General features: G+C 36.1%; 17 protein-coding genes. 8 read left to right on the forward strand and 9 right to left on the reverse strand.

The window, feature by feature from the left end:
* Position 1: 1 nt before the first annotated feature.
* Positions 2-1420: an L-serine ammonia-lyase gene (locus G6R40_RS00630; RefSeq protein ID WP_165130570.1), complete on the forward strand. Its 1419-nt coding sequence runs from the start codon at positions 2-4 to the stop codon at positions 1418-1420.
* Between the two features lie 36 nt (positions 1421-1456).
* Here the strand turns inward: G6R40_RS00630 and G6R40_RS00635 are convergent, their stop codons facing one another.
* The 4 genes from G6R40_RS00635 to tsaE form a co-directional block, all read right to left on the reverse strand.
* A complete protein-coding gene (locus G6R40_RS00635) occupies positions 1457-2302 on the reverse strand; it encodes a prephenate dehydrogenase (RefSeq protein WP_165130572.1) in 846 nt (281 codons plus the stop codon).
* Positions 2303-2457: 155 nt separating this feature from the next.
* The gene (locus tag G6R40_RS00640) at positions 2458-2829 is read right to left on the reverse strand and encodes a hypothetical protein (protein WP_165130574.1); all 372 of its coding nucleotides are present in this window, start codon (positions 2827-2829) and stop codon (positions 2458-2460) included.
* 9 nt (positions 2830-2838) lie between these two features.
* On the reverse strand, positions 2839-4035 hold the full coding sequence (locus G6R40_RS00645) for an alanine dehydrogenase (RefSeq protein ID WP_165130576.1): 1197 nt from the start codon (positions 4033-4035) through the stop codon (positions 2839-2841).
* Positions 4036-4098: 63 nt separating this feature from the next.
* On the reverse strand, positions 4099-4506 hold the full coding sequence (gene tsaE, locus G6R40_RS00650) for a tRNA (adenosine(37)-N6)-threonylcarbamoyltransferase complex ATPase subunit type 1 TsaE (RefSeq protein ID WP_165130578.1): 408 nt from the start codon (positions 4504-4506) through the stop codon (positions 4099-4101).
* 148 nt (positions 4507-4654) lie between these two features.
* Here tsaE and dnaG point away from each other — a divergent pair, with 148 nt between their 5' ends.
* Both dnaG and clpP read left to right on the forward strand, forming a co-directional pair.
* Positions 4655-6577: a DNA primase gene (gene dnaG / locus G6R40_RS00655; protein WP_165130580.1), complete on the forward strand. Its 1923-nt coding sequence runs from the start codon at positions 4655-4657 to the stop codon at positions 6575-6577.
* Positions 6578-6643: 66 nt separating this feature from the next.
* A complete protein-coding gene (clpP, locus tag G6R40_RS00660; protein ID WP_165130582.1) occupies positions 6644-7327 on the forward strand; it encodes an ATP-dependent Clp endopeptidase proteolytic subunit ClpP in 684 nt (227 codons plus the stop codon).
* 250 nt (positions 7328-7577) lie between these two features.
* Here the strand turns inward: clpP and G6R40_RS00665 are convergent, their stop codons facing one another.
* Positions 7578-8348, reverse strand: a complete 771-nt coding sequence (locus tag G6R40_RS00665) for a TIGR02757 family protein (protein WP_165130584.1) — start codon at positions 8346-8348, stop codon at positions 7578-7580.
* A 104-nt stretch (positions 8349-8452) separates the two neighbouring features.
* Between G6R40_RS00665 and pyrF the strand changes: the two genes are divergently transcribed.
* From pyrF to G6R40_RS00680, 3 genes are all read left to right on the forward strand, one after another.
* On the forward strand, positions 8453-9811 hold the full coding sequence (pyrF, locus tag G6R40_RS00670; protein ID WP_165130586.1) for an orotidine-5'-phosphate decarboxylase: 1359 nt from the start codon (positions 8453-8455) through the stop codon (positions 9809-9811).
* A gap of 186 nt (positions 9812-9997) precedes the next feature.
* Positions 9998-12811, forward strand: coding sequence for an aminopeptidase (locus G6R40_RS00675; RefSeq protein WP_228455885.1), 2814 nt, complete (start codon positions 9998-10000; stop codon positions 12809-12811).
* A gap of 254 nt (positions 12812-13065) precedes the next feature.
* A complete protein-coding gene (locus tag G6R40_RS00680) occupies positions 13066-13449 on the forward strand; it encodes a DNA-binding protein (protein ID WP_165130588.1) in 384 nt (127 codons plus the stop codon).
* A gap of 54 nt (positions 13450-13503) precedes the next feature.
* Here G6R40_RS00680 and G6R40_RS00685 read toward each other — a convergent pair whose 3' ends face one another.
* Both G6R40_RS00685 and G6R40_RS00690 read right to left on the reverse strand, forming a co-directional pair.
* Entirely contained in the window at positions 13504-14271 is a 768-nt protein-coding gene (locus tag G6R40_RS00685; RefSeq protein ID WP_165130590.1) for a T9SS type A sorting domain-containing protein, read from the reverse strand.
* Positions 14272-14562: 291 nt separating this feature from the next.
* A complete protein-coding gene (locus G6R40_RS00690; protein ID WP_165130592.1) occupies positions 14563-15318 on the reverse strand; it encodes a T9SS type A sorting domain-containing protein in 756 nt (251 codons plus the stop codon).
* Between the two features lie 221 nt (positions 15319-15539).
* On the opposite strand from G6R40_RS00690, the gene G6R40_RS00695 reads away from it, so the two are divergent.
* Positions 15540-18797, forward strand: a complete 3258-nt coding sequence (locus G6R40_RS00695) for a hypothetical protein (protein ID WP_228455886.1) — start codon at positions 15540-15542, stop codon at positions 18795-18797.
* 279 nt (positions 18798-19076) lie between these two features.
* Positions 19077-19691 (forward strand): 4'-phosphopantetheinyl transferase family protein, encoded by a 615-nt coding sequence (locus G6R40_RS00700; protein ID WP_165130594.1) that lies wholly within the window; start codon positions 19077-19079, stop codon positions 19689-19691.
* A gap of 7 nt (positions 19692-19698) precedes the next feature.
* On the opposite strand, the gene G6R40_RS00705 is transcribed toward G6R40_RS00700, so the two are convergent.
* Positions 19699-21945, reverse strand: a complete 2247-nt coding sequence (locus tag G6R40_RS00705) for an FUSC family protein (protein WP_165130596.1) — start codon at positions 21943-21945, stop codon at positions 19699-19701.
* 64 nt (positions 21946-22009) lie between these two features.
* Positions 22010-23164, reverse strand: coding sequence for a type IX secretion system outer membrane channel protein PorV (gene porV / locus G6R40_RS00710; RefSeq protein WP_165130598.1), 1155 nt, complete (start codon positions 23162-23164; stop codon positions 22010-22012).
* Between the last annotated feature and the right edge of the window lie 37 nt (positions 23165-23201).

Genomic DNA, 23201 nt, shown 5'->3' on the forward strand with positions numbered 1-23201 from the left:
AATGGAATCGATCAGTGTTTTTGAAATTATAAAAGTCGGAATAGGACCTTCTAGCTCACATACCATGGGACCTTGGAATGCTGCCGAAATGTTTTTGAATCTTATTAAAAAAGATAGAAAGCTTGAAGAGGTTAAAGAGGTTTTTGTGGAATTTTTTGGTTCTTTGGCAAAGACCGGAATTGGGCATGGGACAGATATTGCCGGCATGTTGGGACTTTCTGGTGAAGATTTTAAAACCATCGATACTACAAAAATTGATGAAAAGATAGAAACCATAAAAACATCGCAACATCTTTATTTGGACGGAACTCACAAGATTCCTTTTGTTTACGGTTTTCATTTAATTTTAAATAAAGAAAAAACGCTAGATTTTCATCCTAACGGTATGATTTTCAGGGCTGTTTTTAACAATGGTCAAGAATTAGTACAAGATTATTATTCGTTGGGTGGCGGTTTTGTCGGTACGAAAGAGGATAATACGTATAATGATATGTGTATCAGGACTTTGTATCCTTGCCATCAGGGTCGAGATATTCTTAAATATGTGGAGCATTTAAAGCTTGAGCGTATTTCAGATTTAATTTATCTCAACGAAGAATCTTGGCGTTCCAAAGAAGAAACCAATCAACAGGCATTGGAAATATGGAGAAATATTAAAGAATGTATTTATAAAGGAATCAACAAAAAAGGTATTCTCCCTGGCGGGCTCAATGTAACGCGCCGCGCTTCCGAAATGAACGAGAAACTTCTGGGCTCCAAAATTTATAAAAACCTGCATGAATGGTTTAAGTTGGTTTGTGAAGAAGAAAAAAGTTTTAATTCTATAACCAAATGGGTGAGTTGTTTTGCCTTGGCGGTTAACGAAGAAAACGCAGCTTTTGGCAGAATTATAACCGCACCAACCAATGGTGCAAGTGGTGTAATTCCTGCTGTGTTGATGTACGCACAGACTTTTACAGAATTTAATAAAGAAGACGATGTCATCCGTTTTATACTGACAGCTGGCGAAATCGGAACTTTATTCAAAAAGAATGCAACCATTTCGGCTGCCATGGGCGGTTGTCAGGCAGAAGTTGGCGTGTCATCAGCTATGGCTGCCGCAGCTTTAACAGAGATTTCAGGTGGTAGTCCAGGACAGGTTTTGATGGCTGCAGAAATTGCGATGGAGCATCATCTTGGCTTAACTTGCGATCCTATTGGCGGTTTGGTGCAAATCCCGTGTATCGAAAGAAATTCTATGGGCGCTATTAAAGCTATTACAGCATCATATCTAGCTTTAGAAGGCGATCCTAGCAAGGCAAGAGTTTCTCTAGATAATGTTATTAAATCCATGTGGGAAACTGCGCTGGACATGAATTCTAAATACAAAGAAACATCAGAAGGTGGTTTGGCTGTAGCAGTCAATGTCCCAGAATGTTAAGATATAGAAGGCGTACAAATTTTTGTACGCCTTTTTTTATTTATCCAAAATTCCTCGGATTTTGTTAGCATTGAGAATTAATTCTTCTAGGAATTCAAAATTTTCTTTTTCTAAAGCCGATTTAAATTTTTTGAGCTGCGAAATATGTTCATTTAAAACATCTAAAACATTTTCTTTATTTTGTTTAAAAATGGGAACCCACATTTCGGGATGCGATTTTGCGAGTCTTACCGTACTCGAAAATCCTGAACTTGCCAATTGGAAAATGGTATCTTCTTCGCGTTCTTTTTCCAAAACTGTATTGGCTAAAGCGTAGGATGTAATATGTGAGATATGTGAAATATAAGCCGTGTGCATATCGTGTTTTTCGGCATCCATGTAGAGAATATTCATGTCGAGATTTTCATAGATTTGTTTTACATATTCTATGGCAAAATCATAAGAATCTTCAGGATTACAAATAACAGCAGCACGATTGCTAAAGGCATCAACGGTCGCAGCGTTTGGACCACTATGTTCGGTTCCCCACATCGGATGGCTTGCAACATAGTTTTTACGTTTCGGATGATTGTCAACTATTTTTGAAATTTCATGTTTTGTGGAGCCTACATCCATAACGATTTGCTTATCAGAAATCCTGTCAAGAACTTCTAGCAAAACGACTTTCGTAGCTTCAACAGGTAAAGCGATGATGATGATTTGCGAGTTTTTTATCAAGCCTTCGAAACTAGAAATTCTATCAATAATCTGTCGTTCTTTCGCGGTTTGCAGATGCACATCACTTTTATCAAAAGCAATAATTTCTGAAGTAAATTTTTTTTCTTTGAGTTTTAAAGCCATGGATCCGCCAATGAGTCCAACGCCGATAAGTCCTATTTTCATTTTATATTTTAGTATTTAAAAACAAAAAACCCCGTCCTAGGACGAGGTTAATATCATGTACACGAAATGTTCATCCTAGATGCAGGTTGATATTCCGTAATAATATGTTGCTGGGCTAAACATGAATGCAAAGCTATGAAAAGTCTGTCAAATGTTTATCGGATTTTTTTGAAAGTTTTAATGTTTAATGAATCTTTTCCTTTTTCGTAAGTGATTTCGTACTTCGGATTTTTTTCCGGTGACGTCAAATAATATTCTGGAAAAGGCTGTTTTTGAGCCTGGCTTTTATCAAAATCGATTTTTCCTTTTCCAATGATGGAATCTTTAAGAAAAGCTTTGTCAATTTGCAAATTGGTTAATTCTGTTTCGATGTTTTTAGGTAACGAAACAGGTTTTGTCATACTTTCAGCGATAACGCGGTCGTTCGGAAAGTAGGAGCAACTCGTGCCTTTTTTGTTTAAAATAAACAATACAACGAGAAGTCCTGGAATAAATCCAATAAAATAAAATTTAAGTTTTTTGAGCATTATTTAATTTTAGAAAATCAATAAGTTGATGTCGTGATAGGGTAAATCGAATTTTTTACAAATAATTTGTTTGGTATGGCGACCTTTGTACATGTAAAGACTTTGCTTGACCTCTTTTTTTTGAAGTAGCAGATTCTCGAAACCGCCATCTTCGTCATTTCCAAGAATGTAGCTTAAAAAGAAATTACTAATTGCCTTGGTTGTGGTTCTTGGCATTTTCGATGTTAAATTGGGAAGTCCGCAATGTACAACGTCGTGTTTGGTGATGAAAGGCCTTTCTAGACTGGTTAATTCTGATGTTTCAATCGCTTTTCCGTTATCCACAGTGATGTCAATAATAACGCTTCCTTTTTTCATTTTTAAGACCATATCTTCTGTCACTATAGGCGGAAGGTTAGGACGTGGAAGCGCACCAATAATCACGTCAGCACGTCTTATGGCTTTGGTTAATTCGCGCGGATCGATGATGGAAGTCGGCACACGATGGTCAATTAAAGAATGCAATCGTCTTAGTTTTGACAACGAATTATCAAAAACACGAACGCTTGCGCCAAGTCCGATGGCTGCTTTGGTTGCAAATTCGCCAACGATGCCTGCACCGATGATGACCACTTCTGTAGGCCTAACACCTGTAATGCCACCTAACATCAAACCACTGGAAGACGCCAAAAGTTCTGAGGCGTAAAGTATCGAAATACTTCCTGCGATTTCTCCAATGAGTCGTACCAATGACAGTTGTTGATATTCGTCGGTGATAAATTCAAAAGCAATGGCATTCACTTTTTTCTCGGACAATTGTAAGAAATAATCTTTACTTTGAAGATTAAGTTGTAGTGCAGAGATGAGATACGTATTGGATTTTAAAAAACTAATTTCCTCTGATGTCGGTGGATTTATTTTTAAAATAATGTCTTGCGAAAAAGCTTCTTTGGGATCATCTGTAATAATGGCGCCCACCTCGGCATATTGCAAATCTGTAAAATGAGAGCCTTCGCCAGCACCACTTTCGATAATCACTTTGTGACCAGCTTGTACCAAAATATGGACGGCGTCTGGGATGAGGCAAAGTCTTTTTTCTGAAAGACAAGTTTCTTTTGGAACGCCTATACTATGCATTTTCCCTTTACGTACAATCTCTAACTTTTCCTCTTTCGGAATAAGTTCTTCCTCTTTGAAAGGTGTAAATATGGTAGAAGTATGACTCATTAACTCTGCAAAATTTATATTTTATTTAAAGATACAAATATAATCAACTTGCCTATTACTTTATTAACTGAAATTAATTATGCGCGCATCACCCGTATTGGTGATTTGCATGTCGTGAAATTCGGATGGCAAAAGTTCTGTTTCATAGATTTCGGGCCATTCGATAATGCAAAGAAAGGCGTTGTCCAGATATTCTTCGATACCGAAATCATAGGCTTCTTCAATGTTTTTTAAACGGTATAAATCGAAATGAAAAATTTTCCCTTGCGGAGAATTGTATTCATTAACAATGGAATAGGTTGGCGAGCTGACTTCGTCTTGACTTCCAAGCGCTGCAACCAATTGTTGCGTAAAAGTTGTTTTGCCAGCACCCAAATTTCCTTTTAATAAAAGAATCGGTCGATCCAGTTGTTCTTTAACATAATCAACGATAGATTGCCATTCTTCAATATTTTTAATCTTGAATTCCATTCTTAAAAATTTGGACAAAATTAAGTCTAAAACTTTTATTTAAAAACATTTATATATTTAATCTTTAAATATTAGCCTTCATCTTAAATTCAAATCTTAAATTTGTAAACTTTTATACAACGATTTTTAATACAATTCTGATATAATTGTGATAACCAAAGAGACAATTGATAAAATATTTTCCACCGTTCGTATCGAAGAAATTATCGGCGAATATGTGCAGCTCAAACGGGCAGGCTCTAACCTAAAAGGTCTGAGTCCTTTTGTGGATGAGAAGTCACCGAGTTTTATTGTGTCACCGAGTAAGCAGATTTTCAAAGATTTTTCTTCTGGTAAAGGTGGCGGTGTTATCACGTTTCTTAAAGAATTAGAAGGATTCTCTTATCCTGAGGCTTTACGTTTTTTAGCAAAAAAATATGGTATTGCCGTGGAGGAAGATGTTGTCGAGATGTCTCCTGAACAAAAGCAGCAACGTGACCAAAAAGATTTGATCTATAAAATCCATGAGGTTGCCAACGATTTCTTTATTCATCAGCTGTGGGATGACGAGGAAGGTCAACAGATCGGACTTTCGTATTTTAAAGAAAGAGAACTTCGACAAGATATTATTAAGAAATTTCAGTTAGGATATTCGCCAGAAAAGAAAGATGCTTTTACAGAATTTGCTTTAGCGAAAGGCTATGACAAGGAGATTTTAGAAAAATCGGGACTTTCTGTTTTTCCAGAAAATGCGCCAAAAGGTGTAGATCGTTTTCGCGAAAGGGTGATGTTTCCCATCCATAGTTTTTCGGGGCGTGTTTTAGGATTCGGAGGTAGAATTCTCAATAATACGATAAAAACGGCTAAATATCTTAATTCCCCAGAAACGGAAATTTACCACAAATCCAATGTTTTGTATGGTTTGTTTCAATCCAAACAAGCTATTTCGAAGCAGAATTTGTGTCTGTTGGTGGAAGGTTATATGGATGTTATTGCGCTGCATCAGGCTGGTATAGAACATGTTGTGGCGAGTAGCGGAACGGCCCTTACGGTAGAACAAATCAAATTAATCAAACGTCTTACGGAGAATGTGACGATTCTCTTCGATGGTGATGCAGCGGGTATTAAAGCGAGTTTCCGAAGTATTGATATGTTGCTTTCCGAAGGGATGAATATCCGCGTATTGTTATTTCCAGATGGTGATGATCCAGATAGTTTTTCCAGAAAGCATCCGCAAGATTACGTAGAATCTTTCATTCAGGAACATGCGCAGGATTTTATCGATTTTAAAGCTGAAATTCTTTTCAGAAATACAGAAAATGATCCGATAAAAAAAGCCGAAGCTATTCGCGAAATTGTAAAATCTGTAGCTTTTGTAACTAATGGATTAAAACAGGAGATTTATCTCAAAGAGGTTGCTAATAAGTTTAAACTTAGCGAGCAGAACTTGTTTAATGAGCTTCAGATACAGAAAGATTCTAAAGATAAAGAACACAAGCCGCGACCACAACAACTTCAACAAGTCCAAAAACTAGAAGTTGTCACAGAGCCAGAAATCAAAATCAGTCCACTTTTTGTGCTAGAAGAAAAGTTGATAGAATTGATGATGAAATTTGGTGATGTGGTTATAGAACGCAAGGATCCAGAAGGTGAATCTTACAAAATAACGGTGATAGAGGAGATTATCCAGCATTTGGAGGAAGACGATTGCCAACTTCAAACAGAGATTAATCAAAAAATTGTTCAAGAAATAAAATTGGGACTTCAAGAAGATGAGTTACGATCCAGTTCATTTTTCTTCTCATTATTGGACGAAGATATTTCGAGCAAAATGGCAGATACACTTATTAACCCTTACGAAACAAGTGATTGGTCGAAGTATAATATTTATTTCAGTTCAGAGGAAGAAGTGGTTCCCAAGATGGTACAAGATACCATCCTTCGTTACAAGCGTGAATATGTGATGAAAATCGTTGAAGAACTCAAACACCAACTGGAGGAAGAAGAACACAAAGAAGATATTTATTTAAAAATTATAAAACTGACGCAACTTCGTAACCAACTAGATGCTTTATTGTATAGGATTTTGTGACAGAATGACTTATTTTAGCAAAGGAATAGATATTGCAAAAGAGAACTAAGAAAAATACCAATCTATATGGACTTAAAAAAAGAATTTAGAGATTTCGCGGTAAAACACCAAGGGATCAACGGCTTAGCAACCGATCAATATATGGGATTGTTTAATCCAACCAATTTGACGCCTTATATTATGGAAGAGCGTCGTATGAATGTCGCACAAATGGATGTTTTCTCAAGATTGATGATGGACAGGATTATCTTCCTAGGAACTGGGATTGACGATCAAGTGGCAAATATCGTAACCGCTCAACTTTTGTTTTTAGAAAGTTCAGATCCGTCAAAAGATATTCAGATTTATATCAATTCGCCAGGTGGTAGCGTTTATGCAGGTTTGGGAATTTACGATACGATGCAGATTATCAAACCCGATGTAGCAACAATTTGTACAGGTATTGCAGCGTCTATGGGAGCAGTGCTGTTAGTAGCTGGTGAAAAAGGAAAACGTTCTGCTCTTAAGCATTCTCGTGTGATGATCCACCAACCAAGTGGCGGCGCGCAAGGTGTAGCATCGGATATGGAAATTAATTTGAGAGAAATGTTGAAGTTGAAAAAAGAACTTTATGACATTATTTCCCAACATTCTGGACAAACCTACGAGTGGGTGGAGAAAGCTTCGGATAGAGATTATTGGATGACTTCCGAAGAGGCTAAAAGCTACGGAATGGTCGATGAGGTCTTACAAAGAAAAATCGAAAAGTAATATATAAAACTCAGTGAAAACTGAGTTTTTTTATTTTTTAACATTCAGTTAATCTATGATGTTGAATTATTTTATACCTTTATTACAGAAATAATGGAAATGACACGTTCTACAAGACCTATTTTCGATATTACTATATTTGATTTGATACATTTTGAGATGGCTGGTTAGCTATCTCTTTTTTATAGAGTACTAACTAAACAAAATGAGATGTCTATCTACTGGAGCAGTTCCTAAAGAGCTGCTTCTTTTATTCAAACTCCTTGCTGATGCCAAGTCCGAATAAAGCATAATCGTACACGGCAGGATCATTATTATTAAGCTCTCGAAGAACCAAATCCAATTCTTCCAAAGTTTTCCAATCGTTTTGTTTGCGATTCACGAGATTAAGTTTTCTCGAAATATTGGCGGTATGTACATCCAACGGGATAGAAAGATATTTTTGATCAATATTTTTCCAAATGCCGAAGTCAACCCCACGATTATCTTCGCGTACCATCCATCGCAAAAACATCATGATTCGTTTGGAAGCAGAATTTTTGTACGGTGAGCTTAGATGTTTTTTGGCGCGATGTTCTTCTTGGATAAAAGTATTTCTGAAACGTTCTATCGCGTGATAAAAATTGGTTTCGTTGTCTTTTAAAAGGAACAAATCTTCCAAACTTTCATGTTTTAGATAGATTCTTTGGAATTGTTTTAAAAAATATTTTAAATCTTCCATGTGAAACGTACGATGCGCCGCTTTGTCAGGAAATGATTTTAGATCAGATTCTTTAAAATTAAGAACAAAATCATAAAGCGAATATTCTAGCAAAGACATGATAAAATCAGCATTTTTGATAATCGCTTTTCGGTTGCCCCACGCGATGCTTGCGGAGAGAAATCCCGCAATTTCAATATCTTGTTTTATCTCGAAACGATGCGGAATTTGGATAGGATCATTTTCTATAAAATCGATGTGATTGTAGAAGTCTGCTTTTTCATTAAGAAGATTGATGATATCTTGTGTAGGACGTTTCATATTGCAAATTTCCGAATTTTAAGCCGATTTTCCACGATTCGTAGCAAAAGCATACTTCTTTTTTACAAATTAAATTTTAACTTTGTAGAAAGTGAAAAGTAAAAATGGAAAGTAAAAAAGAATTCTTTTTAGAATGCTACAAACTAGGGATTATCAAATTTGGTCGCTTCACCCTAAAAAGTGGAATAGAAAGCCCTTTTTATGTCGATCTAAGACCTTTAGCATCCGAACCCAAAATTCTCAAAAAACTGGCAAATTATCTTTTGGATATGTTGCCTTTGGACAATTTTGATGTGATATGTGGTGTGCCTTATGCAGCGCTTCCCATGGCAACGGCGATGTCTTTGGAAAGTTATATTCCATTGATTATTAAAAGAAAAGAAGCCAAAACCTACGGGACCAAAAAACTTCTCGAAGGAATTTATAAAAAAGGCGATAATTGTCTTTTGGTAGAAGATGTCATCACTTCTGGAAAGTCTTTGATAGAAACTATTGATGAGGTAGAGAACGAAGGTCTTAATGTTTCCGATATCGTTGTAGTACTTGACAGAGAGCAAGGCGGAAAAGAAAAACTAGAAGCTAAAGGCTACAATGTTCATACATTATTCTCCATTTCGGAAGTTGTTGAAATTTTGAAAGAAGTTGAACAGCTTACTGATGAAGAAGTTCAAAGAATTAATGATTTTCTTAGCGGAAACCAAGTTCAGTTTCAAGAGAAGAGAAAAATTTCTTATGAAGACAAACTACACATTGTGGAACATCCGATGGGCAAACGACTTTTGGAAATTGCCATCGCTAAAAACTCAAACCTTATTGCTTCGGCTGATGTTTTGTCAACCAAAGAATTGTTAGACTTTGCAGATATGGTGGGACCGCATATTGTTGCGCTAAAAACACATATCGATATTTTAACCGATTTTGATCCAGATTCTACGATTTTACCATTAAAAGACTTAGCACAAAAACATAACTTCCTCATCATGGAAGATCGAAAATTTGCAGATATCGGAAATACACAGGAATTGCAATTCTCGTACGGCATGTACAAGATTTCCAATTGGGCAGATCTGGTAACCGCGCAAGTTATTGGTGGTAGCCAAAGTCTGGACGGTTTTCATAACGTTGGCGTTGTTGCTATTTTGGGGATGTCTTCCAAAGGAACTTTGACCGATGCACATTATCGTGAAGAAGCCACAAAAATCATCGAGTCACAAGCTAACGTGATGGCTTGTGTTGCACAAAACCAAATTGCAGATAATCTGCTGTTGATGACGCCGGGTGTCAACCTTTCGGATGCAGGCGATAACAAAGGTCAACAATACAATACGCCAGAGAAGGTGATTACAAATTATCATACCGATTTCATCATCGTAGGACGTGGCATTTATAAAGCTGAGAATCCAGAACAAGAAGCTGTGAAATACAAAATAGCGGGTTGGGAAGCTTACAAAAATGCTTTATAATTTGCCCAAATATTTAATTAATGTAAAAGCTGTCTTCGAGATTTATCGAAGGCAGCTTTTTTTTAAAAAAGTATTTAAATATTAAATTAGAATTAAGAAAAATTGAATCCTAATCGGTTTCATTGATAGGATTTTATAAAGAAAATCGAATTATTTTTTTGTAGATTTGATTATTCCAAATATTTGATGAAGAAATTATTTTTGAGTAGCTTGTTTTTGATGGGAGGATTTTGGTGTTTTGGACAACAAGATAGCATTAGGATTTCCGCAAAATTATCTGCTGATGCACAAAGTTTAATTGTGGCGCAGCAGATCGTTTATCACAATCCGTTTGATAAGCCTACCGACAAAATTAAACTTCAAAATTGGGTGGCTGCTTACCAAAACAGAAGTACGCCACTTCTTAAAAGAAAACTCCAAGACCGTAAAAAAGATTTGTATTTTGCAAAAGCCAATGAGCTTGGTGCACTTAAAAATCTGCATATTGAAGGCGCTAATAATAGCAAAGATTATGAGCAGCTTAACGAGGAGTTTTTATACTTTTATCTGGATAAAATGTTGGCACCAAAAGAAGCCATAACAATTAATTTAACTTATGAAATAAAACTCCCTAATGCCAAATTCACAGGTTATGGCGTTGGGGAAAAGGATATTAATCTGAAATATTTTTTCATCGTTCCGGATAGTTTTGAAAACGAAAATCAGTACCCGAAACATTTTTTGGATATCGAGCAGAACCTGAACAGCAATTCTTATTGGAAAGTCCATTTTGAGCTTTCAGAATTGTATAAATCGGAGTCGAGTCTTGTCAAAACAAATCCGCATACTTTCGAAGGTGTGTCCACCAATGATCCCGAATTTTTTATCAGTTATAACAAGATTGATGCGCTCGATGTTGAGGTTGATAACGAAACTATAAAACTCGTTTTTGGCTATGCAATTACCGAAGAAGACCGCCAAAGCTTGGCTTTTTTTGCACCGCTTCATTTTAAATTTTTGAAGAAACGCTTTGGAAATCTTCCAAAAAAGATATTTATAAGTGAAAGGTACAGATCCAGCGAAAAATTTGTCGGTATTGATGATATTAAGTTTTGGAAGTTTCATTACAAATTATTTTCTGATGCCGAAAAAGTAGATCTTCATTATTTTAGCATTTTATCAAAACAGCTTATGGATGCTTTATTTATTAATGAAAAGAATGAAGACCATTGGCTGAAAAACGGTTTGCAAACCTACAGCGAGATACAATATATTAAAGAATTTTATCCCCATCATAAACTTTTGGGCGATTTGCCAGAGCAAGCCAAAATTCTTGGGATGAAGCCTCTGAAAATCTTCCATGCGTCAAAACTTAAATTGACAGAGCGTTATCCGTTGGCTTATCAATATATATTGACGCAAAACTTAGATCAAAGCATTAATTCTAATTTTGAAGATCTCAGTAAGTTCAATACAGAAGCGATTAGCCATTTTGAAACAGGCCTCTTATTTAATTTCTTAGCGGATCAATTGGGACATTTTAAGTTTGACCGTTTTTTGAATTCTTATTTTTCAAAACATTACCAACAAACTGTAGTGGCACAAGATTTTTTGTCGGCTTTGGAAACAGAAACTGGTGGCAATTCAACTTTTCTAAAATCCTTAATTGAGGAGAAAAACCGAATTAATTTTAATCTTAAACGATTTACGCGTCAGGAAGATCATTTTGTTGTTAAAGTCAATAAAGTAGGTAAGGAGAAAATTCCGTTTAAACTTCAAACCGAATCGGAATCTATAATAAAAGAAACCGAATGGAACTTGGCAGACAAAGCTTCTGGACAATATAGCATTCAATCTAAAGATGCGGACAAACTGATTGTTAACGATGAGTTTATCTTTCCAGAAACCAATTTTCGGGACAACTATCTTTATACCAAAGGCTTGTTTTCGAATATGAAGCAAATTCGACTGAAACTTATTAAAGATGTCCCGAATCCTGAGTATAACGAACTTTATATTTCGCCACGGGCAAGTTTCAATGCGTATGATAAGGTCATGTTAGGTTTTAATCTGGTCAATCGTGGTGTTTTTGATCAGAAATTTGTTTATACCTTAACACCTTATTATAGTACTGGGACGGGAGAGTTAACCGGGAAAGCGGGTGCTTCTTACAACTTTTTACCAGCAGATAGTTTCTTTAGAAGCTGGCAGTTGGGTGGTGGTGCGTCGTATTTTCATTACGATTATGACTTGGCTTACCAGACTTACAATGTCTTTACCAATTTTTTGTTTAATAAAAATCCGAGAAGTGCCGTTAGCAGAAGCTTGTATTTTAGTTATGCCCATTTTCAAAAAGACCTGGACGAAAAACGTATTTTGGCGAAAGAATACGGCAAGTATAACTTGTGGAGTTTAGGATATTCTTATAATGACAATGCTGCGATCCACGAAAAATATTTCAATACAGGATTTCAGTGGATGGAAGATTTTCAAAAATGGTCCACAGAAGCTTTCTATCGTTGGGAGTATGCCAAGAATAAAAAGATAAGTTTCCGTTTTTTTGGTGGCTTATTTTTAAATAACAAAACGCAGAATGATATTTTTGATTATGGTATTTCGCGCGTTTCCAATTATGCCTTTTCCTATGGACTATTGGGACAGAGTGCAACGACGGGTATTTTGTCTCAACAATTTGTTTTAGCAGAAGGCGGCTTCAAGTCGGATTTTAAAACCAAATCCAATCAATGGATTACGAGCATCAATGTGGATGCTCATTTGTGGAAGATGTTCAACCTTTATGCGGATACTGGATTGTACAAAAGTAGGGGAGCGTCAACAAAATTTCTTTGGGATTCTGGTGTTAAACTAAAGATTATTCCAGATTTTTTTGAAATCTATTTCCCGATACAATCATCTTTGGGCTTCGAGCCCGCTATGAAAGATTATGGCTACCGGATACGTTATACCTTGATTTTTAATCTTAGTGCTTTGACGAGTAATTTGCGCAGAGGGGTTTATTAATTGTTTTTTAGAGCCTTGTTGAAGCGCCTTGCTCTAACAAGGCTTTTATATAAGTATGGAAAAATAGTTAGAAAGCTGTGGCTTTATAAACAACAAGGTGTTTTCATAAAAACCTCAAGGTGTTTTCATAAGAACAACAAGGTGTTTTTGGGAAGTATATAGTCTATTAAAAAAAATAGGTTGGTGTATTCATTTTTTTTTTTACATTAGTTTAGATATTAAAAACCAAATGTTTAACAAAAAATTTATTAGTTATGCCAATCAAATTTAATGTTGTAGCGCGCAAAAATCCAAGAGATTTTGCCGCACCACCCAAGTATTATGCCAATATCGTAGGCGATGGCAAGACCACACTAGAAGATCTTGCAAAGTATGCAGCCAGCACTTCTACAGTGTCCAAAGCGGATATACTGGCGGTTCTGGAAAGTACCTTTTCCAAAATTGCCGATGATGTTAGCGATGGTAAGATTGTCTATGTTGGTGAGTACTTTACCCTACAAGCAGGTGGCTCTAGCGAGGGCAAGGACACGCCAGAGGAAGTAGGTGCCAGTAGTATAAAAAGTGTAAAAACAGTCTTTCGACCGGGGAGGCTTATCAAGAATGCGATAAAGCTTTCTAGCTTTCAGAAAAAATCCTAAACACAAAAAAGGCTTCCAAATTTTGGAAGCCTTCTCTTTTTCTAAGAAAAATAATTATTTTTTGATAACTTTTTGAGAAACTGCTTTACCATTAACTGTTGCAGTAACGATGTAAGTTCCTTTTGTTAAGTTAGAAACATCTAGTCTAGTGTTTTCTTTAACTTCTGCAGTTTTAACAACTTGACCAGCCATGTTGATTACAGATACGTTAGCAGCTTGTCCGAAGATTAATTCGTTAGCAACTACTGTATTTTTCACCAAGTTAGCTTTAGTTCCGTTAACATCACCTACTGCTAATGTTGCAGTTCCTTTGATATCATCTACGAACAATGCGTTAGTTGAACTTTTTTGAAGTTTGATAGAGAAAGAATTAGTATCCCAAGAAACACCAGTAAGGTCTAATGTAACAGTAATCCAATCGCTAGCGTTGATACTTCCTGTATAAGCATTTTGCGTAGCAGCTGATAAAGTTACGTCGCTAGTTGTGTTAGCAGGAACGTTAAAAAACTTATCACCAGCATTGAAAGAGATACCTCCAGAAACACCTTTGAATTTAACAGTAATATAATTGATACCTGCAGTATTCATATTTTTATTAGCTGTCATAACGTAGATGTTTGACGTCGAAGTATTGTCAGTGATTTTTAAAGCACCTGTACCACCTACACCACCATCAACACTTTGTTCTCCTGATTTAAGAGCAAATCCTAAGCTTGATTGAAATGCTGCCCAGTCGTTAAAATCTGAACCTGCAAATAAATTTGTTTGAGCACTAGCAAACATTGCTGCAGATACACCTAAAATTGTAAAGATTTTTTTCATAATATAAAAATTTAAGTTTTATTAAAAATTGGATTGCTAATTTACATATTTTTTTAATTTGAAAAACAAAACATGAAAATTTAACAAATATTTAATCTTTCTTTATATAATGTTAAATACAAAAAAAGCTTATTAGATAATGCTTTAGCTAAAACAATAAGACTTTATCTTCTTATTATCTATTGCAAATTTAAGCATTATTTACACATTATAAATATGATACATATTATGTTTGTATGAACAAAAAAGCCTCCCAAAATAGGAGGCTAGCTTGTTTTTCGGCGTGAAAAACTATTTTTTGATGATCTTTTGTGATACCGCTTTACCGTTAACAGTAGCAGTTACAATATAAGTACCTTTTGCAAGATTAGAAACATCTAGTCTAGCATTTTCTTTAACCTCAGCCGTTTTTACAACTTGACCAGCCATGTTGATTACCGATACTTTTGCATCTTGACCGAAGATGATTTCGTTAGCTACCACTGTGTTTTTAACCAAGTTAGCTTTTGTAGCGTTGCTGTTACCAATAGCTTGAGTTGGAGTAGTTACTTTAATATCATCGATAAAGAATCTGGAGTTAGAAGCTGTTTCTCCTTCGAATTTAATTTTTACATCTCCGCTTGCATCAGTAATATTTACAGTATAAGTATCGAAAGCACCTTTTTGTAAAGTAACTGTCGCTAAATCTAGTGTAGCACCTGTAGCAGAAATTTTTAATGTTGTTTTCTCATTATTACCATTCCAAGCACCAGCTCTGAAAGTTAAGGTTGCTGTACCTTCAACAGTAATAGAGGGTGTTGTAATTGACCCTAGTTTAGAACCAGATCCCAGCTTTACAGAAGAAGCTCCTTTGTATGCATTGGCAAGTTCCCATGTTCCTCCTGTTGTATAAGAATTTAATGCTGTTCCAGCTATACTACCTGACCAGCTACCATCGTTACCACCAGTTCCGTCAACATCATCAAAAGTTGCTTCGAAAATTGTTTGTTGTGCGTTAACACCTACAGACATAGCAGCAATTGCTAATAAAGAATAAAATTTCTTCATAATAAAAAATATTTAAGTTTAAGTTTATCTTTTGCAAAGTTAATTTATGTTTCTCTATCTTAAAGTTTTAAAGGTTAATAAATGGTTAAGGATTTATATAAACTCGTTTTTTTTAAGAAAGGGTTACAAATATAAACTTTTAAATTGATTGTAAAATTTTTGTTCAAAATTCTCGTTAATCACTTGTAAATCTTTTATACATCTGTATTATTCGTAGATTTATGCTCAGAAATTATTTGAAATTGTATCGACAGATTTTTACCATTTTGTTGTGTTGCCTAGCTTGTGGACTTTTACAAGCTCAAATTTTTTCATGGAAAAACCCTAATATTCCCAGAGATTCGGTAAAAAAAGACAGCATTCTTTCCGCTAGGATTGATAAGGATTATTTTACCAAAGACACTTTAGATTTTATAAAAAAAGCCTCCCAGTTGGTGTATGACGAAGAGGTTTTGGTGAAAAATACGAAAGCCAGAATTCTTGGCGACCTCAATTCCAAAGGTTCTATCGTGCGGGGTATCACTTTTGGGAACAACCAAGGATCTTCGGTACAAAGTTCTATGGATATGCAAATCTCCGGAAAACTAAGCGAAGATGTTTCGATATTAGCATCGATTTCGGATCACAATTTACCAATTCAGGCGGATGGTTATACCCAAACTTTGCAAGAGTTTGATAAAATCTATGTTCAGCTAGATATCAAAAAACATAGCATTATTCGTGCAGGACATTTGGATTTAGATGATGACAGAACTTATTTCGGACGCTACCAAAGACGCAGTATGGGACTTCAATTTTTAACCAGCTGGGAACATAATGGCAACAAAACCAGTCTGGACGTTTCTGGAGGTATTGCAAGAAGTGAGTTCAACAGAATGCGATTTCAGGGGATTGAAGGCAACCAAGGACCTTATCGGCTACTCGGGAAAAATGGCGAACAGTTTATAACCATTATCTCTGGCTCCGAACAAGTTTATATAGATGGCGTATTGATGAAGCGTGGCGAAAACCTCGATTACACCATTAATTATAATACAGGCGAAATTACTTTCACGAGTTTTCGACCAATTTATAAACAGAATTTTATCACGATTACTTATAACTACACCAACCGCAATTATACACGCTTTCTTCTTACAGGAAATATCCAGCATCAGCGGGAAAAACTTAAGCTAGGTCTGTCGTGGTTCATGGAGAATGATAACAAAAATGCGCCACTTTCGCTTAATTTGAGTGACGAAGACAAACAATATCTCATCAATGCGGGTAACAATGCTGAGATGATGTATGCGCCTTCTGGTGTGAAAACCGATTATGATGTTAATAAAATTTTGTACAAAAAAGTAGTTTCCGGAACCAATTATCACTACGAGTTTTCTACCAATAAAGAGGATGAACTTTACCAAGTGAGTTTCACCTATTTTGGTAATACCAAAGGCGATTATAGAATCTCGCAAACCACGAATAATGGACGCGTTTTCGAATATGTAGGACTCGGGCTTGGTGATTATCTCGCGGTTCGTCGATTGCCAGCACCAGAGAAAAGCCAAGTCTTTTCAACCAATGCAGAATATGCTTTAGAAAACGGTGTTATCGGCGTAGATGCATCACTGAGTAATAACGATCTTAATCTTTTTTCATCCAAAGACAACAAACAAAATATTGGCTACGCAACAAGAATATATGCTAATAAAAGCTTTACCAAAAACAATTGGAAAGGAACACCAATGTTCGAATATCAGCATATCGACAAGCAATTTAAAGTTCTGGACAGAATTAACAATGTCGAATTTTGGCGCGATTTCAATCTAACAGAAGAATTTAGCCAGATTACTCAAAACAGATTTGTATTTGGTTTTGATAATATTTGGAAAGACCGAACTTTTTTAAATTATAAAATCAATTACCTCGATGAAAAAGCCAATTACAAAGGCCTGAAAAATGATTTTAGCTTTGGTTGGAAAAATCAACGTTGGATAACGCTTGCCAATGCGTCTTATCTTGATACCAAATCTACCGCGATGAATACGCAGTTTATTCGGGCAAATACTTCCGCGGAATTATTAACAAAGAAGGGAAGTTGGTCAGTCGGCGCAGCACTAGAACATAATCTTAAAAAATACAACCAAACGGGACTTTATGATGTGTCGAGTTTTAGCTGGAATGAAGTCTTTTTGCAAAAGAAAATTGCAGACAGCGCGCGGACAAAGCTTTTAACGAAAGTCTATTTGCGGGATAACGACTCCATTCGGGATAATCGTTTGCAACAGATGAACAATATTTTGGGAATTATGGCAGAAAGCCAAATCATTAAAACCGAAAAAACACAATTGTCGGCATTGGTGCATTATCGTAAATTTTTCTATAAAGATCAAACTTTAGCGAACGATCAAAATCAAGATTTTGTTGTCGGAAACATTATGTACAACCAACAACTTTTCCAAAACGGAATGCGTTTGCAAGCTTTTTATGAATTAGGAAATGGACAAGAAGCGCAACGCGAATTTCAGTACATCAAAGTGACAGATGGACAAGGCGTTTATAAATGGACGGATTATAATGGCGATGGCATTCAGCAACTGGACGAGTTCGAGGTCGCAGAATATATCGACCAGGCGCAATACATTAGGGTTTACACCAATACAGTCAAATATTTGGCTTCCAACAAAAACAAATTACAATTGGCCTTGTTTGTAAATCCCGCAGTAATTTTTAGTTCCGAAAACGAGTTTTTAAAACGTTGGAATTTCAATGTGTCCATGTTGTCGCAAAATGCTTTTATGAAAGGCGATCGCGTCGTGGTGCTCAATCCTTTTGCAAAGGAAAGCGACCAGATTATGAAAACCCAAAACATCTTGTTTTCGGCATTGTTCAATTCCAATGACAAATCTGGTTGGAACGCCAATTACCGCTACTCGGCGAATGACAATTTGCTCAACGCCAATTATAGTATAGAGGAGCGTTCACAAGATTCGCATTTCTTTAATTTGGGATATTGGTTTAATAAGAACTTCCGTGCCGATTGGGAAAATCAACTGCAAGATATTACCAATCACTCACAGATGTTCAGCACGCGCAACTATCTTTTACAAAATTGGGAAACCAAACCCAAAGCCACATACCGCCTAACGGAAAGTCTGCAAGCCGAACTTTTTGGCGCGCTTCGCCAAAAGAAAAGATCCGATGGCGACGAGCGTCTCAAAGCTTACGAACTTTCTGGGACTTTGCAATGGGATCACAAGAAAACCTCTTTGCGTGCTAACTTTTCATTTATCAATAACGAGTTTACGGGCAACAGTTTTAGCATCGTTGGGAACCAAATGTTGGAAGGTCTCAAAGCTGGGAAAAACCAAGTCTGGAGTGTTATTTTGCAACAAAACCTCAATTCATTTTTGCAGCTCAATGTCAATTACGAAGGTCGCAACTCTGGCGAACGCACCATCCACACGGGAAGCATGCAGATTCGCGCAAGTTTTTAGAAGTTTTATTTGGGCGGCATTTCGCGCTATTCAGGGGTTTCGTCTTCAGAAGCCAAGCTTTGTCCTGTCGCTGTTCTTCAGACCGCTCGCTTCGCTCGCGCCCTTACTATCCCGGCCGCAGATTCTAGATGATATTTTGGTGTTGTCATGCAATAAAAGCGTTGTTAGGGCTCAAAGCCCTAACAACGCTCAATACTCAATTATTTAAAACTAAAAAGAACACGTATAAATAATGTGTTAACTGCTTTATTTAGTAATTTTGAGTTTTAATTATTTCCCATGCCTTTGTACAAAGATTTTTCTGATGATAAAGCCAAAATTCTGATTTGGAAATTTGACGAAAACGAACATCTAGATATCAATACTTTATTAGAACCCGAAAATTATAATAAAGTCAAAGATTATCATCCCAAAAAAATTAATGAATTTTTGATGGTGCGTAAGATGCTACTGGAATTGTTGCCGGGTTATAAAATTTTATACAAAGAAAATGGCGAACCTTTTTTGGAACCCAGCGACTACAATATTTCCATAAGTCATTCTTTCCCATTAGCTGCCATTGCGATTTCAAAGATGAAAGTTGGCATCGACCTCGAACTCAAAAAAGAAAAAATAAAACACATTCGCCACAAATTTGTCCTTCACGAAAACGACTTTATAAATAATGATGCGGAAGTCGATTTTTTAACTGCGATCTGGAGTGTCAAAGAATCTTTGTACAAAATCCACCATTCCAAATATTGGTCTTTGAAAAAACATTACGACATCCAAAGTTTTGAACCAAGCGAAAATTTTAATGTGAAAGCCCGCGTCTATGACCAGAATTTTGAAGATGTTTTCGAAGTCAAGGTGAGAAGGCTTGGTGATTATTATTTTTCGGTCGTTTTGGAATAATCAATAATCAGTCATTCTTGTGTCGGTAATAGTTTTCGACCACTTTTCGTTGATCTTTTGCTACATCATAAATCAGTTCTAATAAATCCTGAATGTTTTTCAGCTCGGTTAAATGACTTATTTTTGTTGGATCTCTATGGTCAATATAGTCTCTTTCATCAAGTTCTTGTCGGCGTTTTTCTAGAAGTTCGTCCACGTGATCGTCGGGTTCTATTTTGCTTTGGTCGATAATTTCGTAATCAAATTCTTCCTTACGCAACAGCGAATTGCTTCTAATAAGTTCTGACGAAATTTTTATTTTCCAACTTTGGCTATCAATTTCGGGATACAACTCTTGATTTTTAGCAAACTGAGACAAAGACGCGGTATAAGCTGTTAATAGGTGAGAAGTGGTCACAAATTGATGAACTGTTTCTAATTTTTTTCGTTGATCTTTTGGATCCGAAATCATTCGTTGAAAGTTGTCGGATAAGTTGGCAAGGTCGATAATGGCGTTTTTTCTTTTGAGACGATAGTCTTCATCGTTTTCTTTTTTGTTAATGAAAAGATCCATCACCACCCGAAAATAATCGAGGTTGCTTTTTCCTGATTTTTTCATCAGTTGCAAATTTTGGGTGTATTCCCAAACCGGAAATACAAAATAGGCAACCAAAAATGTCACTGCGCCTGCAATAGCCGTATCTATAATTCTGTCTTTAAAAATGAGATTAATATTCCCTGGTTTTAAAAAATTAAACGAGAGAAAAACATAAATGGTCATAAAAAATACAGCCCAAAAATATTTTGATTTTAAGAGACTAAAACATAAAGTCATTGTCGTTAACAATATAGCTAGCAATAGACTTTGGTCGGTGATGTAATACAAAAGGATATATGCCGCGATGCCTCCTGCGACGGTGCCATACAGTCTGAGGAGATTGCGATGCTTGGTTGTGCTGTAAGCGGGTTTCAAAATAGCAGTTATCGTAATCATAATCCAATAGGCATGACCGATTCCTAAAAACTCGAGTTTCGAGATGATATAACCAATAAATAAGGCTAAAGTCACACGAACGGCATGGCGGAAATGCCCAGAATGCAAAGAGATATTGCTCAACAAAACCTTGCGGTTGAGGCGTTCTTCTTTTGGAACAAACTTGTTAAGATCCAGTCCTGTAGAAAGACTTTTGGCAAGTTTTATATCTTGGTCAAAGACACGGAAAATAGTTTTGATTTCGTCCGTAACTTCTGTTATTCTCATCAAAACCTGACGCAAAAGCATGAAATCTTCTAGGTTATCTGCATTGATGACTTCTGCGCGATGTTCGTAAAATTGGTGGTAAATATTTTTTAATTCTTTATCAAAATTATATTGTTCTTTGGTTCTGATGTTGCCTTGTAAAGCGATACCAATGTTGGTAATCTCGTTGGCCATATTCATCAGATAATCGTGCATTTGGTTTAGGATTTTAGTTTCTCCAAAAACATGATTTAGTTTTCGATAGTCGTTTTCTGAAGTTAAAAGTTTTTCAAATAAATCAATTGAATTCAGGAACATTAACATCAGGATTCTACTTTGTGTCGTAGATTCATTTACGATTTTTCTGGTTTTAAAAACGATTTCTCGGGTTGCTTCTTGTTGTTCTTTTATTTTTATTTGTTGTGCAATCAATTGGTTGATGAGGCCATCGACATTTTCATTTTTTTTATAAAATTTGGCTTTAATTCTTAAATAATCGGCAAGTTCGAGGTAGTTTTCGCCCACCATTTGACTTGCTAATTTGTAAGGTTGTAATGTAGAAACGACTAGGAATACAATGATAAACCAAATACAACCTGCTAAAAATACGATTAAGCTATGGAAAACATCATCCCCCGTGAGATGCCCATCGATAAAAATGCTGAGAACCACTAATGATAACGAACCAACGCCCGCGAGTCGACTTCCATAGACGCCAATCAATGAGAAAAACATTCCAAAAACTATGATTTCCAAATAGACGATCCACTGAAAATCTTTGACGAGACTGGCTATTAATGCAACTAAAAAATAAGAAATAACGGCAAAGGCTAATGTATTTCGTCGTCTTACGAAAGGTCCTGGTTGATCTGTTAATCCGACAAAGCTCGTGCCCATTGGGAATAAAAAATATTCTTGTAACAAACCGAAATGCGCCAAAATAATACTTGGAATAACAATGGCAAGCGCTATTCTTGTCCCTGCAAAAATATATTGGCTTGTCAGAAATTTTTTGAGTTCCGCAGTATAATTCATATAACAAAAATAAAAGAAAAATGCCTCATATTTGAGGCATTTTGAAATATTATCAGATTAATTATTAATAATCTTGAGAGTTGTAAGTTTCACCTCCGATGTTCCAAGTTAGACCAAATCTAAGTGTATTGTCTAAAGCACTATTTACTTTTGACATATTAACTAAGTATGATAAATCTAAACCGAAAGATTGATATTTGAGACCTACACCCACTGTTGCATATTGTCTAGCGCCTTGCTCTGGACTTTCTGTAAAGTACCCAGCACGGATTGCAAAGGCATCATCATAAGAATATTCTGCCGCGCCCGAGAACATGATACTTTTTTTGTTACCGAAAGATTTTCCGATACCTTCCATTACCCCAACATTCGGAATTCTGAATACAGGTTTTCCATTGGCGTCATATTCTGCGATTTCTGGACCAGGAACTAAAAGTTTGGATGCTTCACCACTGATACTGAATCTGTTAAGGTCGTCGATGAATAAGTCATAGCCAACACCCAATCTTGCCATTGTCGGAAGATAAGAGCGAGAATTTTCGTCACCCGTATAGTCTAATCTAGGACCTAGATTTTGTACTGCCCAACCAGCATTAACACGACCTTCGTAGTCACCAATACTTTGATGCTTAGGTGATCTATAGTAACCAGAAACATCTACTGCAAAGGTGTTAGCAGGTTGTAAAGTATTGTCAGAATTGAAACTACCGCCTAAGTCTGATCTGATGAAACGACCAGTAACCGCCATAGAGTAGTAGTCAGATAGTTTAAGACCATAAGCAACATCGATAGAGAATTCGTTTGGTTTGGTTGTACCACCAGAGATAACTTCGTTACCAACTAATGATGTTAAATCTACTTGTCCCATATTGAAATAGTAGATACTAGCACTCAACGTTGATCTTTCATCATCACCTAAAAATGTGTAAAAAGATCCGTATAATAAAAATACATCATTGGTCAGTTTACTCATATAGGGCGTATAGTTAACCCCAACACCAGAAGTGTTTTTCGCGAAAGGATATTTTGCTGCGTTCCAAAATTGTGAAAAAACATCAGTTGATGTCGCAACCCCTTGATCTCCCATACCTCCTGCTCTTGCGTCTGGCGAAATTCTTAAAAAAGGAGCTCCTGTTAGTACTGTGTAGTCAGACTGAGAGTAGGCGGCTATGCTCATCCCTAAACCCAAACCTAAAAAGAGTTTTTTTGTAAAATTCATAATTAGTTAGTTATTGGTAAAATTTACCGTTTAAATA

It is taken from the genome of Chryseobacterium sp. POL2 (assembly GCF_011058315.1).
Classification (GTDB): Bacteria; Bacteroidota; Bacteroidia; order Flavobacteriales; family Weeksellaceae; genus Soonwooa.

Coding starts and splice junctions, on each gene's coding strand:
- G6R40_RS00630 (WP_165130570.1), top strand. CDS start 2: ATGGAATCGATCAGTGTTTTTGAAATTATAAAAGTCGGAATAGGACCT.
- G6R40_RS00635 (WP_165130572.1), bottom strand. CDS start 2,302: ATGAAAATAGGACTTATCGGCGTTGGACTCATTGGCGGATCCATGGCT.
- G6R40_RS00640 (WP_165130574.1), bottom strand. CDS start 2,829: ATGCTCAAAAAACTTAAATTTTATTTTATTGGATTTATTCCAGGACTT.
- G6R40_RS00645 (WP_165130576.1), bottom strand. CDS start 4,035: ATGAGTCATACTTCTACCATATTTACACCTTTCAAAGAGGAAGAACTT.
- tsaE (WP_165130578.1), bottom strand. CDS start 4,506: ATGGAATTCAAGATTAAAAATATTGAAGAATGGCAATCTATCGTTGAT.
- clpP (WP_165130582.1), top strand. CDS start 6,644: ATGGACTTAAAAAAAGAATTTAGAGATTTCGCGGTAAAACACCAAGGG.
- G6R40_RS00665 (WP_165130584.1), bottom strand. CDS start 8,348: ATGAAACGTCCTACACAAGATATCATCAATCTTCTTAATGAAAAAGCA.
- pyrF (WP_165130586.1), top strand. CDS start 8,453: ATGGAAAGTAAAAAAGAATTCTTTTTAGAATGCTACAAACTAGGGATT.
- G6R40_RS00675 (WP_228455885.1), top strand. CDS start 9,998: ATGAAGAAATTATTTTTGAGTAGCTTGTTTTTGATGGGAGGATTTTGG.
- G6R40_RS00680 (WP_165130588.1), top strand. CDS start 13,066: ATGCCAATCAAATTTAATGTTGTAGCGCGCAAAAATCCAAGAGATTTT.
- G6R40_RS00685 (WP_165130590.1), bottom strand. CDS start 14,271: ATGAAAAAAATCTTTACAATTTTAGGTGTATCTGCAGCAATGTTTGCT.
- G6R40_RS00690 (WP_165130592.1), bottom strand. CDS start 15,318: ATGAAGAAATTTTATTCTTTATTAGCAATTGCTGCTATGTCTGTAGGT.
- G6R40_RS00695 (WP_228455886.1), top strand. CDS start 15,540: ATGCTCAGAAATTATTTGAAATTGTATCGACAGATTTTTACCATTTTG.
- G6R40_RS00700 (WP_165130594.1), top strand. CDS start 19,077: ATGCCTTTGTACAAAGATTTTTCTGATGATAAAGCCAAAATTCTGATT.
- G6R40_RS00705 (WP_165130596.1), bottom strand. CDS start 21,945: ATGAATTATACTGCGGAACTCAAAAAATTTCTGACAAGCCAATATATT.
- porV (WP_165130598.1), bottom strand. CDS start 23,164: ATGAATTTTACAAAAAAACTCTTTTTAGGTTTGGGTTTAGGGATGAGC.